Source organism: Paraburkholderia ferrariae NBRC 106233, from assembly GCF_000685035.1.
GTDB lineage: Bacteria > Pseudomonadota > Gammaproteobacteria > Burkholderiales > Burkholderiaceae > Paraburkholderia > Paraburkholderia ferrariae.
Genome location: NZ_BAYB01000011.1, coordinates 69,523 through 82,951 on the forward strand (window position 1 = coordinate 69,523; position 13,429 = coordinate 82,951).

At 63.5% G+C, this 13,429-nt stretch carries 14 protein-coding genes and 1 tRNA gene; 7 read left to right on the forward strand and 8 right to left on the reverse strand.

The features are described from left to right. Positions 1-7: 7 nt before the first annotated feature. Positions 8-934 (forward strand): CopD family protein, encoded by a 927-nt coding sequence (locus BFE01S_RS12570; protein WP_028225804.1) that lies wholly within the window; start codon positions 8-10, stop codon positions 932-934. Positions 935-1,011: 77 nt separating this feature from the next. Here the strand turns inward: BFE01S_RS12570 and BFE01S_RS12575 are convergent, their stop codons facing one another. After that, positions 1,012-1,311, reverse strand: coding sequence for a hypothetical protein (locus BFE01S_RS12575; protein WP_028225805.1), 300 nt, complete (start codon positions 1,309-1,311; stop codon positions 1,012-1,014). 316 nt (positions 1,312-1,627) lie between these two features. After that, on the reverse strand, positions 1,628-2,776 hold the full coding sequence (dgoD, locus tag BFE01S_RS12580) for a galactonate dehydratase (protein ID WP_028225806.1): 1,149 nt from the start codon (positions 2,774-2,776) through the stop codon (positions 1,628-1,630). Between the two features lie 144 nt (positions 2,777-2,920). Here dgoD and BFE01S_RS12585 point away from each other — a divergent pair, with 144 nt between their 5' ends. Beyond that, the gene (locus tag BFE01S_RS12585) at positions 2,921-3,598 is read left to right on the forward strand and encodes a FadR/GntR family transcriptional regulator (RefSeq protein ID WP_084169810.1); all 678 of its coding nucleotides are present in this window, start codon (positions 2,921-2,923) and stop codon (positions 3,596-3,598) included. 195 nt (positions 3,599-3,793) lie between these two features. Beyond that, complete coding sequence (locus tag BFE01S_RS12590; protein ID WP_028225808.1) at positions 3,794-4,444, forward strand: hypothetical protein; 651 nt, start codon at positions 3,794-3,796, stop codon at positions 4,442-4,444. Between the two features lie 192 nt (positions 4,445-4,636). Here BFE01S_RS12590 and BFE01S_RS12595 read toward each other — a convergent pair whose 3' ends face one another. After that, on the reverse strand, positions 4,637-4,930 hold the full coding sequence (locus BFE01S_RS12595; RefSeq protein ID WP_028225809.1) for a GYD domain-containing protein: 294 nt from the start codon (positions 4,928-4,930) through the stop codon (positions 4,637-4,639). A gap of 318 nt (positions 4,931-5,248) precedes the next feature. Here BFE01S_RS12595 and BFE01S_RS42955 point away from each other — a divergent pair, with 318 nt between their 5' ends. Continuing rightward, positions 5,249-5,680, forward strand: a complete 432-nt coding sequence (locus BFE01S_RS42955) for an STM2901 family protein (RefSeq protein WP_084169775.1) — start codon at positions 5,249-5,251, stop codon at positions 5,678-5,680. Further along, the gene (locus tag BFE01S_RS12600; protein WP_028225810.1) at positions 5,680-6,033 is read left to right on the forward strand and encodes a DUF1493 family protein; all 354 of its coding nucleotides are present in this window, start codon (positions 5,680-5,682) and stop codon (positions 6,031-6,033) included. Before BFE01S_RS42955 ends, BFE01S_RS12600 begins: the two co-directional genes overlap by 1 nt. Positions 6,034-6,342: 309 nt before the next feature. Here the strand turns inward: BFE01S_RS12600 and BFE01S_RS44225 are convergent, their stop codons facing one another. The 5 genes from BFE01S_RS44225 to BFE01S_RS12630 form a co-directional block, all read right to left on the reverse strand. Then, positions 6,343-6,753 carry a hypothetical protein gene (locus BFE01S_RS44225; protein ID WP_156966992.1) on the reverse strand — a complete coding sequence of 137 codons (411 nt, stop codon included), beginning with the start codon at positions 6,751-6,753 and terminating at the stop codon, positions 6,343-6,345. Positions 6,754-6,830: 77 nt separating this feature from the next. After that, positions 6,831-6,907, reverse strand: a tRNA-Met gene (locus BFE01S_RS12610). Positions 6,908-7,016: 109 nt separating this feature from the next. Then, positions 7,017-8,675, reverse strand: a complete 1,659-nt coding sequence (locus BFE01S_RS12615) for an MFS transporter (protein ID WP_028225812.1) — start codon at positions 8,673-8,675, stop codon at positions 7,017-7,019. Between the two features lie 280 nt (positions 8,676-8,955). Next, entirely contained in the window at positions 8,956-10,533 is a 1,578-nt protein-coding gene (locus BFE01S_RS12625; RefSeq protein ID WP_028225813.1) for a sensor histidine kinase, read from the reverse strand. Positions 10,534-10,545: 12 nt separating this feature from the next. After that, a complete protein-coding gene (locus tag BFE01S_RS12630; protein ID WP_028225814.1) occupies positions 10,546-11,295 on the reverse strand; it encodes a response regulator transcription factor in 750 nt (249 codons plus the stop codon). 206 nt (positions 11,296-11,501) lie between these two features. Here BFE01S_RS12630 and recA point away from each other — a divergent pair, with 206 nt between their 5' ends. Together recA and recX are read left to right on the forward strand one after the other, a co-directional pair. Continuing rightward, entirely contained in the window at positions 11,502-12,581 is a 1,080-nt protein-coding gene (gene recA / locus BFE01S_RS12635; RefSeq protein WP_028225815.1) for a recombinase RecA, read from the forward strand. 7 nt (positions 12,582-12,588) lie between these two features. Then, a complete protein-coding gene (recX, locus tag BFE01S_RS12640; RefSeq protein ID WP_028225816.1) occupies positions 12,589-13,341 on the forward strand; it encodes a recombination regulator RecX in 753 nt (250 codons plus the stop codon). Positions 13,342-13,429: the final 88 nt, after the last annotated feature.

The window sequence follows — 13,429 nt, forward strand, 5'->3', positions numbered from 1 at the left end:
AAAGCCGATGAAGGCTGACTGGCTCTGGATCGGGCAGGTCGCGATGGCCGCCCTCGTCAACGTCTCGTATGCGTTTGCACTCGGCTCCGCGCTCTACGGCGCGTGGCTCGACAAGGACGGGCGCAGTCCGGTCTCGCCCGCGCGCGCGGCTTCGCTGCGCGCACAACGCTCGCTGCGCGCCTCGGCGCTCGTGCTCGTGGTGGCGCTCCTCGTGTGGCTGCTGTACGAGAGCGCGTCGATCAGCGGCGAGCCGCTGCCGGCGGCGTTCGGCGTGGTCTCGACGGTGCTTGCGCAAACACATGTCGGGCTGGCGTGGAGCGTTGCCTTCGGCGGCGCGCTGGTGTTGCTCGTAACCGTGTTTGCAGCGGCCGGCGCCGTGCGCGACGGCGTGCTGTGGCTTGCGCTCATCGCCACCGCGGCGGGGCGCGCCGCGCTCGGCCATGCCGCCGATGCGGGCTTCGCCTCGGCGGCGCTCGGTCTGCACACGTTGCACGTGCTGAGCGCGAGTGCGTGGAGCGGCGTCGTCATGGCGGGCGGCCTGGCGGTGCTGCCGGTGCTCGGCACGTCGACGGCGCGCGGCATCCTGATCCGCACATCGACGCAGGTATCGAACGTAGCGATGTTCGCCGTGGGGCTCGTGCTCGCCACCGGCGTGTTCAACGCCTTGCGCGGCACGGGCGGGTCGCTGGCCGCGCTCACCGAAAGCGCGTGGGGCCACGTGCTGCTCGTCAAGCTGGGGCTCGTGGCGCTCGCACTCGTGCTGGGCGGCTATAACCGCATGGTCGCGATGCCCGAGCTGCGGCGCGCGGCTTCGACGGCCGCCGCGCGCCGCTTCGTGAACGTGATCCACCTGGAGGCGATCGTGATGATCGGCGTGCTGGTGCTCGCGGCCGTGCTGGCGCGCAGCGTGCCGGGCTACATGTTGCAGGGCTGATACGTGAATGGGCGAGGCCGCGTTATCAAGCGGTCTTGCTTAAACGGCGTCACGCAGTGGATGTCGTCCAGGTAGCCTTACTCGTAGCCGAGCCGATGGCTGAGAATGGGTGCGAAGAAGAGGGCGATGGCGCAGCCGATCGCCTTGCCTTCGAGCCCGGACAGCGCGATCACCGACGACGGATGCGAGAGCAGATCGAGCAGTTGCGGCAAGCACCAGAGCACTGCGAAGCCGATGAAGGCATGCTCGACCGTGAGGATGCGCCAGCCGTGCGTACGGGCGACGGCCGCGACGATCACGCGCAATATCCCGAAGGCGACCAGTGCGCCGACGGCGGCCTGCTCGCGGATCAGATAGTCGGGGAGCATCGCTTCCATGTGTGTCCCTGCGATTTTTAGTGGGTCTCGCAGGGGATTCAGCAAGGAGCAGGCCAGTGCGCGCATGGCGCACCGTGCGAGGCCGGGCGGCAACGCACCGGGCCTTGTGCGGCGGCCCTTGGCGCCGTGTTTTCTGTGTGCGTAAACGACATTCGCCGCGTGCGCCCAGGGGCGCTACGCGGCGAATCGGCCTCGATACGGCCTCAAACGTTACGGCGGTGAAACGCGGCGGGCGAAACGCGTCACGTAACGCGTACGATGTGACCCGTGTGTTATGCGCGCGCCGGCTTCACGCCGGAGGGTACGCCCGGCATGCCTACCATTCGGCGACGCTGCCGTCTGCGTGGCGCCACACCGGATTGCGCCAGCGGTGTCCGGTCTTCGCCATCTCGCGCACCTTCTCCTCGTTCACTTCGATGCCGAGCCCCGGTCCCTGCGGGATCGAGACGAAGCCGTCTTCGTACTTGAACACTTCCGGATTGCGGATGTAGTCGAGCAGATCGTTGCCCTTGTTGTAGTGAATGCCGAGGCTCTGCTCCTGGATGAACGCGTTGTAGCTCACGGCGTCGATCTGCAGGCAGGTGGCGAGCGCGATGGGACCGAGCGGGCAATGCAGCGCGAGCGCCACGTCGTAGGCCTCGGCCATCGCGGCGATCTTGCGGCACTCGGTAATGCCGCCCGCGTGCGAGGCGTCGGGCTGAATGATGTCCACGTAGCCGCCCGCGAGGATGTGCTTGAAGTCCCAGCGCGAGTAGAGCCGCTCGCCGAGCGCAATCGGCGTGCTCGTTTGATTGACGATATCGCGCAGCGCTTCCACGTTTTCCGAGAGCACGGGCTCTTCGATGAACATGAGCTTGAACGGATCGAGTTCCTTCGCGAGCACCTTGGCCATCGGCTTGTGCACGCGGCCATGGAAGTCCACGCCGATGCCGACGTTCGGACCCACTGCCTCGCGCACGGCCGCGACGTTGTTGATGACGCCCTGGACCTTGTCGAAGGTGTCGATGATCTGCAGCTCTTCCGAACCGTTCATCTTCACGGCCTGGAAGCCGCGCTCGACCACGGCGCGCGCATTGTTCGCGACGTCGCTCGGGCGGTCGCCGCCGATCCACGAATAGACCTTGATCCTGTCGCGCACCTGGCCGCCCAGCAGCGCATGCACGGGCACGCCGTGATGCTTGCCGAGGATGTCCCAGAGCGCCTGATCCACGCCCGCGATGGCGCTCATGGAGATGGGGCCGCCGCGATAGAAGCCCGCGCGGTACATGACCTGCCAGTGATCTTCGATGAGACGCGGATCCTTGCCGATCAGATAGTCGGCGAGTTCGTGGACGGCTGCTTCGACCGTATGCGCGCGGCCTTCCACGACAGGCTCGCCCCAGCCCACGATGCCCTCGTCGGTTTCGATCTTGAGGAAGAGCCAGCGCGGCGGAACGACGAAGGTTTCGAGCCTGGTGATTTTCATGGGTGTCTGTCTCCGGAATCAGTTTGCCTGTGAGGTGAGGCAGGGGCGTCTCGTGGAAGAGATGCTACTGCAAAAATCGCCTTTAAGTGCTATTAATAGTATTATTTAGCCGAACTTCCCACTATCTGAGCGACAACGACAGTGATTCAGCGCGACCTGCACGGTACGGTGGCTTTCGAACTCGGCAGTGCGATCCTGCGCGGCGACTACGCGCCGGGCGAGGTGCTGCCGCGCGAGGCCGAACTCATGGAGACCTTCGACGTCAGCCGCACGGTGCTGCGCGAGGCGCTGCGTACGCTCACCTCCAAAGGGCTCGTGGAATCGCGGCCACGCGTGGGTACCCGCGTGCGTGCGCGCGACGCGTGGAACCTGCTCGATGGCGACGTGCTGGAGTGGTACGCGCGCGTTGCGGCGCCGCTCGCGTTTGCGCTCAAGCTGCAGGAAATGCGCGAGATGATCGAGCCCTACGCGGCGGGACTCGCGGCGACGGCGCACGACGCCGCCGCGCTCGCGGCCATGGCCGACGCGCACGCGGCGATGGCGGCCGCGCGCCACGTGGACGAGTGGGTGCGTGCCGACCTGCGCTTTCACCTGGCCGTGCTGGCCGCGTGCCGCAACGAACTGCTCGTGCCGCTGGGCGCGTTGATCGCCCGCACGCTGGAAGGACAGTTGCGCGTGAATGCGAAACGCGCCGACGTCTTCAACGCGGCGCTGCCCGAGCACACCGCCGTGTTCGAAGCCATTGGGCGGCGCGACGCGCCAGCCGCGACTGCGGCGATGGCCGGGCTCCTGCATATGACGCGAGCGCGCATCGAGGGTTGATCGGAGGCCATTTTCTGTTGCCTGGCCCCCGACAATCCTATTGATCAGACTTACTGAATACTCCTCGAAAAGTGCCGATAACCGGCTTGTCAGGGGCGCCCGCGCGCGAGCAGCGATCCGCTGCGAACGGCTTGCGCGTGGCGCGTAGCCCGGACGCTTCCGACGCTCGATATCCCACTTTTCCAGGAAAGCCAATTGAAGACGTTTGCACTTGCAGCCGCGACGGTATTTGCCCTGTCGGCGGGAACCGCGGCACACGCGGTCGAGGTATATGGTGGCGTGGGTACGGACGGCATTACCGGTGGTCTGGGCTTCTCCATCGAACCTCACGACAATATCCGTGCGGAATTCAGCGGCTTTAGCCTCTCGCATGGGTTCAACAGCGATGGCCTGCACTACGACGGCACGTACAAGATCACGCACGGCGGCCTCTTTCTGGATATTTTCCCGGCACCGAGCGTGGTGGGCCTGCGCGTGACGGCCGGCGTGCTGATCGGCGACGACACGCTCTCCGGCGACGCCACGCCCATGAACGGCACCTATACGTTCAACGGCGTGACCGTGCCGTCCGGCGGCGAGACCGTTCATGCGAAGGCGTCGTACCCGACGGTGCGTCCGTATCTGGGCGTGGGCTTCGGACACAACCCGCTCAAGCGAGGTTTTTCGGTGACGTTCGATGCGGGCGTGACCTACGGCAAACCGCATGTGGACTTCGACGTGCCCGCCGATCTCGTGGCGCTGGCCGGGCAGCAGAACGTGAACGCGGAAGAGCAGAGCCTGCAGAACAAGGCTAACGATCTGAAGTTTTATCCGATCGTGAAGCTTGGGGTGACATATCGGTTTTGAGCGGGGCGGTGGGCCTTCTTTGTTGTGACCTATCGTGTGGACTCCTCATCGTACGCGGGCGCGTGTCTGAACTCGCGCGCGCTGAAACATCGAGCGTCGTCACCTCAGAGGAAATCGCCGGCCGCTTCGGCCGTGCGCTTCAGAGAACGGGCGATGCGGGCGAAGGTGCTCGCATCGCGTGCTGCATGACTATCAGGACAGCTTGCCGATGATCGCGGCGAAGTCGGCGTTGTTGAACGCCCGCAGGGTCTGCGTGCGGATATTTCCCGCCGAGCCCAGTGCGAGGCCGAATGCCGTCAGGCTTTCGTCGTTGGGGGCTTCGACGATCGAAACAATGTCGTACTGGCCCAGCGTCCAGTAGATTTCCTTCATTTCGCAGCCGAAGCTTTTTGCCTGCTCCACGACCTGGCTGGCGCGCTGCGGGCTGTTCTTGATGGTGCGGATACCCTGGTCGGTGAATTGCGAAAGCACCACGTAGGTGGCCATGGTGATTCTCCTTGCTGTGGGGGATACGCGCGTGGGCGGCGGGGAGCGGGCGGGGCGGGTGCCCGTTGATCCGGGCTGGGCGCGTAGCTTGATTTTAGGCAATGCGGTGGAGGGGAGGTGTCGGGTGCGGGCGGCGAACAGCGGCTTTTACATTGGGTGACGATTTCGGGCAGACCTGCCAAATCGCTCTCGACCTTGCTGGTTGGCCTGCAGGTCTTGGCATTTGCATCCCCAATTCTATTGGGGCCGGCTTCGTATTGAGCAGACGCATGCTTGTCGATACCCTTGTCTGATGAATGACGATGGGAGCGACAAATAATGAGCAATGCTTATCAATATGGCATACATCAAGGACTTACTCCGACAGAGTTATTTTTTCTGATTGCAGTCGACGAAACCTGCGATGAACTCGGGGTGAACGATGCAGTGGCCGTCGCCACCATACTGGCGGGTCAAAACTGGCTTCCAACTCGTGCAAAGCCAATGGGCGCGACTCCTGGCACGTCTATCGCGTCAAAACTCAGTCGTCGATTTTTGGATCACGACATAAAATGGAAAATCCTGCCAACCGTCACCAACGGGAGTGTCAAGCGGTTAAAAATCCTTATGACCCGGAATATCGGGAAGTTTGTGGGCCGTGCCGTGCCTGTTGTAGGCTGGATCATTGCCGCACGTGATGTAGTGACGATCAGTAATAATTCCGTGCGGCACTATAATAGGCTCGTTAAAGAGGAAGACAGGATTTTCTGATGCCAAGTTCCATATGGGAAGAATTGGAATCATTCGTCAGGTCCGAGACGGAAATCAGTAAGCATCAGGCGCTCACCCGTGGACTCAACCTGGAAAAGGATCTGGATTTAACCGGGGATGATGCCGATGATTTTATGGGGAAATTTTTCGAGAAATTCAGGATCGAGCATGGTGATTTTGATTTTGATCGATATTTTTCTCCGGAAGGCTTCAATCTTTTTGTGGTTATTGGGTTCGCTTTTTCGAAAAAATCAAGACGAAAATATGATAAGGAGCCTTTAACTCTGGGCATGCTGGAAAAGGCTATTGAGGCGGGTGTCTGGAATAGCGGCGCGCTCGGAAAATCTGACTGAACGGGGGCGTGTTGCGGTTTGTTGTGGACGTATACCATTCGAGATCGCAGCTCTCTCGGATGTTGAGAGAGCACTGTCGTAACGAGGGCCGCCTGGCGAGGCTGCTGTAATATGGCTTGCAACGCCAATATTCACGGTACGGTGAACCTCTTGGTGAGGTCCGGAAGTTGATCTTCGGCAAACAGGATTCGAGCAACTTTGGCCCACTCTTTTTGCAAGAGTATTTCTAATTTGCACCGAAAACTCATCCCGATTTCGAGCTTTTGCCATTGACACTTGTCTCAGAAAAAATTCACGGAAACGAGTCGCTTAGATTTTGGAATGAAGAATTGGCATTGGTTCCAGCAGTCCGGCATAGTGTCCGAGGGTGGCAGCCTCAAAGGCAGCTTTCTTGTCGTCAAGTGCGGCATCGAACTGGGCTTCTGATTTGAAGCCCATGTTCTGAAGAATGTCCTTCACGATCCCAACGTCGTCGGCCTTGATGTCCTTGAAGCTGATTTCCCCGGTCGGGCTGATGTTCAGATCGAGCTTCCGCAGGTCTTTGTTGTTGAGGTCAAAAGGTTCGGCCATGGCAAGCTGAAGATTCAGTGACAGAGCCGAAATTCTAGCTTGATGGAAATCTTTGGTTCCGAGAGAGCGGCGGATTTTCCGCTTGTTCTGAATGACGCGAAGGTAGTAGACGCCGTGACGCGAGCGGTAGAGACGGGGCAACTTGTGCATGGGAATGACCCACCAAGTGACCCACCGAATGAGAAAAGCCCCATGTAACCGATTGATTACATGGGGCTTTGTGCAACTGGTGGCGAATCAGGGATTCGAACCCCGGACCTGCGGATTATGATTCCGTCGCTCTAACCGACTGAGCTAATTCGCCGAAGAAGATAATTATGCAGAGCAAGACGAAGACTGTCAACCCCTGCCAACCAACTTTTTACCAGACGAACCGAGCGGATGGGGCGGCCGGCCACCCCATCCCTCACACATCAATCCTGCGCGTAAATATCCGAGTCCTTGGTTTCCTTGAGGAACAGCGTCCCGATCACGAAGGTCGCTGCCGCAATGATGACCGGATACCAGAGCCCCGAGTAGATATCGCCCTTGGCCGCCACGATCGCGAACGCCGTGGCCGGCAGGAACCCGCCGAACCAGCCATTGCCGATGTGATAGGGCAGCGACATCGACGTATAGCGAATCCGCGTCGGGAACATCTCCACCAGCATGGCGGCGATCGGCCCGTACACCATCGTCACGAGAATCACGAGGATGGTCAGGATCACCACCGTCATCGGCCAGTTCAGCTGCGCCGGGTCTGCCTTGGCCGGGTAGCCGGCCGACTTCAGCGCGCCCGAGAGCGTCTTTTCGAATGCCGCACCCTTTTCCTTGGCGCCTTCGGCCTTGCCGTCAAACGTGTCGATCACGGTGTCGCCCACCTTGATCTGCGCGATCGTGCCCGCCGGCGCCGCCACGTTCGAGTAGTTCAGGCCCGCCTTCGAAAGCGCGCTCTTCGCGATGTCGCAGGACGACGTGAACTTCGACGTGCCCACCGGGTTGAACTGGAACGAGCACTCGTCCGGGTTGGCGATCACGACGATCGGCGCACGCTGCGTCGCGGCTTCGAGCGCCGGGTTCGCGAAATGCGTGAGCGCCTTGAAGAGCGGGAAGAACGCGAACGCCGCGATCAGGCAGCCGGCCATGATGATGGGCTTGCGGCCGATCTTGTCCGAGAGCGAGCCGAAGAACAGGAAGAACGGTGTGCCGATCAGCAGCGACAGCGCGATCAGGATGTTGGCGCTGGCGCCGGCCACCTTGAGCGTCTGCGTGAGGAAGAAGAGCGCGTAGAACTGGCCCGTATACCAGACCACGGCCTGGCCGGCGGTGAGGCCGATCAGCGCGAGAATCACGACCTTCAGGTTCTTCCACTGGCCGAAGGCTTCGGAGAGCGGCGCCTTCGAGATCTTGCCCTCGGCCTTGATACGCTTGAAGGCCGGCGATTCGTCGAGTTGCAGGCGGATCCAGACGGACACGGCGAGCAGCAGGATCGAGGCGACGAACGGAATGCGCCAGGCCCACGCGGCGAACTGCTCTTCGCCCACCGATTCGCGCACGCCGAGGATCACGAGCAGCGAGAGGAAGAGGCCGAGCGTGGCGGTGGTCTGGATCCACGCGGTATAGAAGCCGCGGCGTCCGGCCGGCGCGTGTTCGGCCACGTAGGTGGCGGCGCCGCCGTACTCGCCGCCGAGCGCGAGGCCCTGCAGCAGGCGCATGGCGATGAAGATCACGGGCGAGGCGATGCCGATGGCCGTGTAGCCGGGCAGGAAGCCGACCACGAAGGTGGACAGGCCCATGATCACGATGGTCACGAGGAAGGTGTGCTTGCGGCCGACCAGGTCGCCCAGCCGCCCGAACACGATCGCGCCGAACGGGCGCACCGCGAAGCCGGCCGCGAAGCCGAGCAGGGTGAAGATGAAGCCGGCAGTGGGATTGACGCCGGAGAAGAAGCTCTTGCTGATGAAGGCCGCGAGGGAGCCGGCCAGATAGAAGTCGTACCACTCGAACACCGTGCCGAGCGACGACGCGAAGATCACGCGTTTTTCGTCGCTGGTCATCGGCGCGTGCGAAACCTGTCCGCCTACGGTTGCCATGTATGTCTCCAATATTGATATGCGTGTGGTCCGCAGCGCAGGCATCCTGCGGCAGGCGGTCCTGCGGATCATTATTGAAATGGAAACTTACGCGGTTCTGACGTTCCGACAGGCTACGGGTAACTGCGGGGGAATGGGGTTCGATTAACCAAGATCGGCTAAATTGTCGGCATCGATCGTTTTACGTCGCTCTTTGTCGTTAAATTTGATTTCTGGCTGGGGATTTTTGCAGGGGCGTAAGGGTAAGTCCCATCCGCTATTTCGGGATAAAACCGACGTCTCAGGCTCGCTCCCGCAGCCTCAGCGTCACGCGCACAAGCGTTCCCGCGAGCCGCGGCGACTGTTGGTAGACGTTGTCTTCGATGGCGAGCGTGCCGCCGTGCATCGTCGTGATCTCGCGGACGATGGCGAGGCCCAGTCCGCTGCCGTCGCCCTCGCGGCCGAGGATGCGGTAGAAGCGTTCGATCACGCGCTCGCGCTCCGCCGCCGGGATGCCGAGGCCGGTATCCTCCACCTCCAGGTGGACCACGTGCGCCGCCGGCTCCGGCCGCACCCGCACGGTGATGCGCCCGCCTTGCGGCGTGTAGCGGATGGCGTTGTCGATGAGGTTCGAAAGCATCTCGCGCAGCATCACCGGATTGCCTTCCACTTCGACCGCCGCGCTGTCCTCCTCATCGCTGCCCGGCACGCGCGGTCCTTCGTAGCCCAGGTCCATCTGCTTCGCGAGCGCGGGCTGCACCCAGTCGCGCACGGCGAGCCGCGCGACTTCGGCCACGTCCACGGGCGTGAAAATCTGCCCCGACATGCGGTTCTCCGCGCGCGCGAGCGCGAGCAGTTGCGTGACGAGCCGCGCCGCGTGTTCGGAGCTGGTTGCGATCTGTTCGAGCGAGCGGTGCACCTCGGGCGGCGCGTCCTGGCGCAGCGCCAGTTCGGCTTGGGTGCGCAGGCCCGCGAGCGGCGTTTTCATCTGATGGGCGGCGTCGGCGATGAAGCGCTTTTGCAGCTCCATGTTCTGTTCGAGGCGTGTGAGGAGGTCGTTGAACGAGGTGACGAGCGGCTCGATCTCGGGCGGCGCGCGGCGCGCCTCCAGCGGCGAGAGGTCGTCGGGCCGCCGCATGCGGATGTTCGACTGCAGCGCGTGCAGCGGCGCGAGCCCGCGCGAGAGCCCGAACCACACCAGCAGGATCGCGAGCGGCAGGATCACGAACTGCGGCAGGATCACGCCCTTGATGATGTCGTTGGCGAGCTGGCGGCGCTTGTCGAGCGTTTCGGCCACCTGCACGAGCACGGGTTGGCCCCCGCTCGCCTGCGGCAGGTCCACCGTCGTATAGGCCACGCGGATGTCGATGCCGTGCAGCATGTCGTCGCGGAACTCGACGAGGCCGGGCGGCGGCCGGTCGTCTTCGTGCGGCAGCGGCATTTCGCGGTCGCCGGCCACGAGTTCGCCGCGCCCGCCCAGCACCTGGTAGAACACGCTATCGACGTTGTCCGCGCTCAGGAGTTCGCGCGTGGGGGCGGGCAGCGACAGCTCGGCCACGCCGTTCACGGGATGGATCTGGCGGGCGAGCACGTAGGCGTCGGTTTCGAGCGCGTGGTCGAACGGGCCGTTCGCGATCGACTTGGCCACCAGATAGGTCACCGCAATGCTCATCGGCCAGAGCAGCAGGAGCGGCGCGAGCATCCAGTCGAGAATCTCGCCGAAGAGCGAGCGCGGGCGCGCCTGGGCGACGGCTTCGGTTTCGTCGGGCGGGGCGAAGGGGTTCGCGTAGCGGGCGTCGCGCGCGCTGTCGTCGAGCGTGTCGAGGGTCGCGGCGCCGGGCGGCGGCGCGGAGCGCGCGGCGGGGGCGGGCTCGGCCATCGTCTCGCCCGCTTACTTGTAGTAGTGGCTGGTCGGCATGGCGGGCGGCGCCATTGCGGTGCCGTTCGGCGGCGCGCCGTTCGAAGCGGCCGCACCCTGTTCCTTTTCGAGGCAGTAGCCCAGCCCGCGCACGGTCACGATGCGCACGCCGCCGGCTTCGAGCTTCTTGCGCAGCCGGTGCACATATACCTCGATAGCGTTGAGGCTCACTTCCTCGCCCCATTCGCACAGGTGATCGACGAGCTGCTCCTTCGAAACGAGCCGCCCGAGCCGCTGCAGCAGCACTTCGAGCAGGCCGAGTTCGCGCGCCGACAGGTCGAGCACCTGGTCGTTGATGCGCGCCACGCGCCCCACCTGGTCGAACGCGAGCGCGCCGTGGCGCACGACGGTCGGGCCGCCGCCCGCGCCGCGCCGCGTGAGCGCGCGCACGCGCGCTTCGAGTTCGTTGAGCGCGAAGGGCTTGGCCATGTAGTCGTCGGCGCCGAGGTCGAGGCCCTTCACGCGTTCGTCCACGCTGTCGGCGGCGGTCAGGATCAGCACCGGGAGGGTGGAATTGCGCGCGCGCAGGCGTCGCAGCACCTCGAGGCCCGGCATTTTCGGCAGGCCCAGGTCGAGGATCAGCAGGTCGAAAGTCTGCACGGACAGCGCGGTGTCGGCATCCACGCCGCTCTTCACGTGATCGACGGCATAGCCCGATTGGCGGAGTGATCGGATGAGACCGTCCGCGAGTATGCTGTCGTCTTCGGCAATGAGGATTCGCATGATGCGCCAGCGCCACAGCGCTGTCTCCAGGCCCGCGCCGGGCTTGCATGGCGCGTGGCGGTCTCCCGAAATTTCGCGGTTTTGGCGAGCGCAGGGCTTGCTAAAACCACTGTTTTTTTATACAGTGTCTGCGTTCGTGCGCACAAGCTCAAAATGAAGCCCGCGCATCGTCACGAGACGCCGTTCATCATAGCAAAGGACGATTCATGGAAGATAGCAAGAAAGGCTCGGCTGGGCTGACTGCTGAAAAGAGCAAGGCGCTGGCCGCCGCGCTCGCGCAGATCGAAAAGCAGTTCGGCAAAGGGTCGATCATGCGGCTCGGCGACGGCGAAGTGGTCGAGGACATCCAGGTGGTCTCCACGGGCTCGCTCGGCCTCGACATCGCGCTCGGCGTGGGTGGCCTGCCGCGCGGCCGGGTGGTCGAGATCTACGGTCCGGAGTCGTCGGGCAAGACCACGCTCACGCTGCAGGTGATCGCGGAATTGCAGAAACTCGGCGGCACGGCGGCGTTCATCGACGCGGAACATGCGCTCGACGTGCAGTACGCGTCCAAGCTTGGCGTGAACGTGCCCGAACTGCTCATCTCGCAGCCGGACACGGGCGAGCAGGCGCTCGAAATTACCGACGCGCTGGTGCGCTCGGGCTCGATCGACATGATCGTGATCGACTCGGTTGCGGCGCTCGTGCCGAAGGCCGAAATCGAAGGCGAAATGGGCGACTCGCTGCCGGGCCTGCAGGCGCGCCTGATGTCGCAGGCGCTGCGCAAGCTCACGGGCACGATCAAGAAGACCAACTGCATGGTCATCTTCATCAACCAGATCCGCATGAAGATCGGCGTGATGTTCGGCAACCCGGAAACCACCACGGGCGGCAACGCGCTCAAGTTCTACGCGTCGGTGCGTCTGGACATTCGCCGTATCGGCTCGATCAAGAAGAACGACGAAGTGATCGGCAGCGAAACGCGCGTGAAGGTCGTCAAGAACAAGGTCTCGCCGCCGTTCCGCGAAGCCGTGTTCGACATCCTCTATGGCGAAGGCATCTCGCGCCAGGGCGAAATCATCGACCTGGGCGTGCAGGCCAAGATCGTCGACAAGGCGGGCGCATGGTACAGCTATAACGGCGAGCGCATCGGCCAGGGCAAGGACAACGCGCGCGAATTCCTGCGCGAGAACGCCGATATCGCCCGCGAGATCGAAAACCGCATCCGCGAATCGCTCGGCGTGAACGCGATGCCGGCAAACGCCAACGATTCCGGCGCAGTCGAAGTCGCGGGCGAAGAGGAGTAATCCGCTTGTGATCCGCAAGGGCAGGTCCGCATCGGCGCCTCCAGACTCTCTGGCGCCACCCGAAGCGGGCCGCCCGCGCGATCCCCGCGCGCCTGGTGGTCCGCTCGAGCCCTTCGAGCAGGCGGGCGCGCCGCCTGATTCGCCCTTCGATTCATCCTTCGACGAATTCGAATCGTCGTTCGGCGCCTTCGAGTCGGCGGACCTCGGCGAGCGCAGTGCCGAACCTCGCTTCGAGCGCAGCTCCGAATCCCGCAAGGCACGCTCGCCTTCGGCGCGTTCCGGCAGCGCTTCCCCCTCATCCCAGCGTCCCGGCCCTTCGCTCAAGGGCCGCGCACTTGGCTATCTGTCGCGTCGCGAGTACAGCCGCGCCGAACTCTCGCGCAAGCTCATGCCGTTCACGGACGACGCCGACGCGCTCGAAGCGCTGCTCGATGCGCTCGTCCGCGAGGGCTGGCTCTCCGACGCCCGTTTTGCCGAAAGCATCGTTCACCGCCGCGCCGCGCGCCTCGGCGCCACCCGCATCGTCGGCGAACTCAAGCGCCATGCCGTAGGCGACACGCTCATTAAAGAGGTGAACGCGCAGCTGCGCGAGACCGAACTCGCCCGGGCGCGCGCCGTCTGGCAGAAGAAGTATGGCCAGTTGCCCGAAACGCCCGCCGAACGCGCGCGTCAGGCGCGCTTTCTTGCCGCCCGCGGCTTTTCGATGGGGATCATCGGCAAGATCCTGAAGGGGATCGAGGACGACTGGTCCGAAAGTTGAGCCTGCAAGGCGCGCGTAAGTCCCTGAGCCTGCTACGTGTTCTGCCGGGTTCGGTCCAGTCTCAAATACCCGGTATGCTAAAATCAAG

Coding starts and splice junctions, on each gene's coding strand:
- BFE01S_RS12595 (WP_028225809.1), bottom strand. CDS start 4,930: ATGGCCACCTACGTGGTGCTTTCGCAATTCACCGACCAGGGTATCCGC.
- BFE01S_RS44225 (WP_156966992.1), bottom strand. CDS start 6,753: ATGCACAAGTTGCCCCGTCTCTACCGCTCGCGTCACGGCGTCTACTAC.
- BFE01S_RS12570 (WP_028225804.1), top strand. CDS start 8: ATGAAGGCTGACTGGCTCTGGATCGGGCAGGTCGCGATGGCCGCCCTC.
- BFE01S_RS12600 (WP_028225810.1), top strand. CDS start 5,680: ATGCCAAGTTCCATATGGGAAGAATTGGAATCATTCGTCAGGTCCGAG.
- BFE01S_RS12630 (WP_028225814.1), bottom strand. CDS start 11,295: ATGCGAATCCTCATTGCCGAAGACGACAGCATACTCGCGGACGGTCTC.
- BFE01S_RS42955 (WP_084169775.1), top strand. CDS start 5,249: ATGAGCAATGCTTATCAATATGGCATACATCAAGGACTTACTCCGACA.
- BFE01S_RS12615 (WP_028225812.1), bottom strand. CDS start 8,675: ATGGCAACCGTAGGCGGACAGGTTTCGCACGCGCCGATGACCAGCGAC.
- BFE01S_RS12575 (WP_028225805.1), bottom strand. CDS start 1,311: ATGGAAGCGATGCTCCCCGACTATCTGATCCGCGAGCAGGCCGCCGTC.
- recA (WP_028225815.1), top strand. CDS start 11,502: ATGGAAGATAGCAAGAAAGGCTCGGCTGGGCTGACTGCTGAAAAGAGC.
- BFE01S_RS12625 (WP_028225813.1), bottom strand. CDS start 10,533: ATGGCCGAGCCCGCCCCCGCCGCGCGCTCCGCGCCGCCGCCCGGCGCC.
- dgoD (WP_028225806.1), bottom strand. CDS start 2,776: ATGAAAATCACCAGGCTCGAAACCTTCGTCGTTCCGCCGCGCTGGCTC.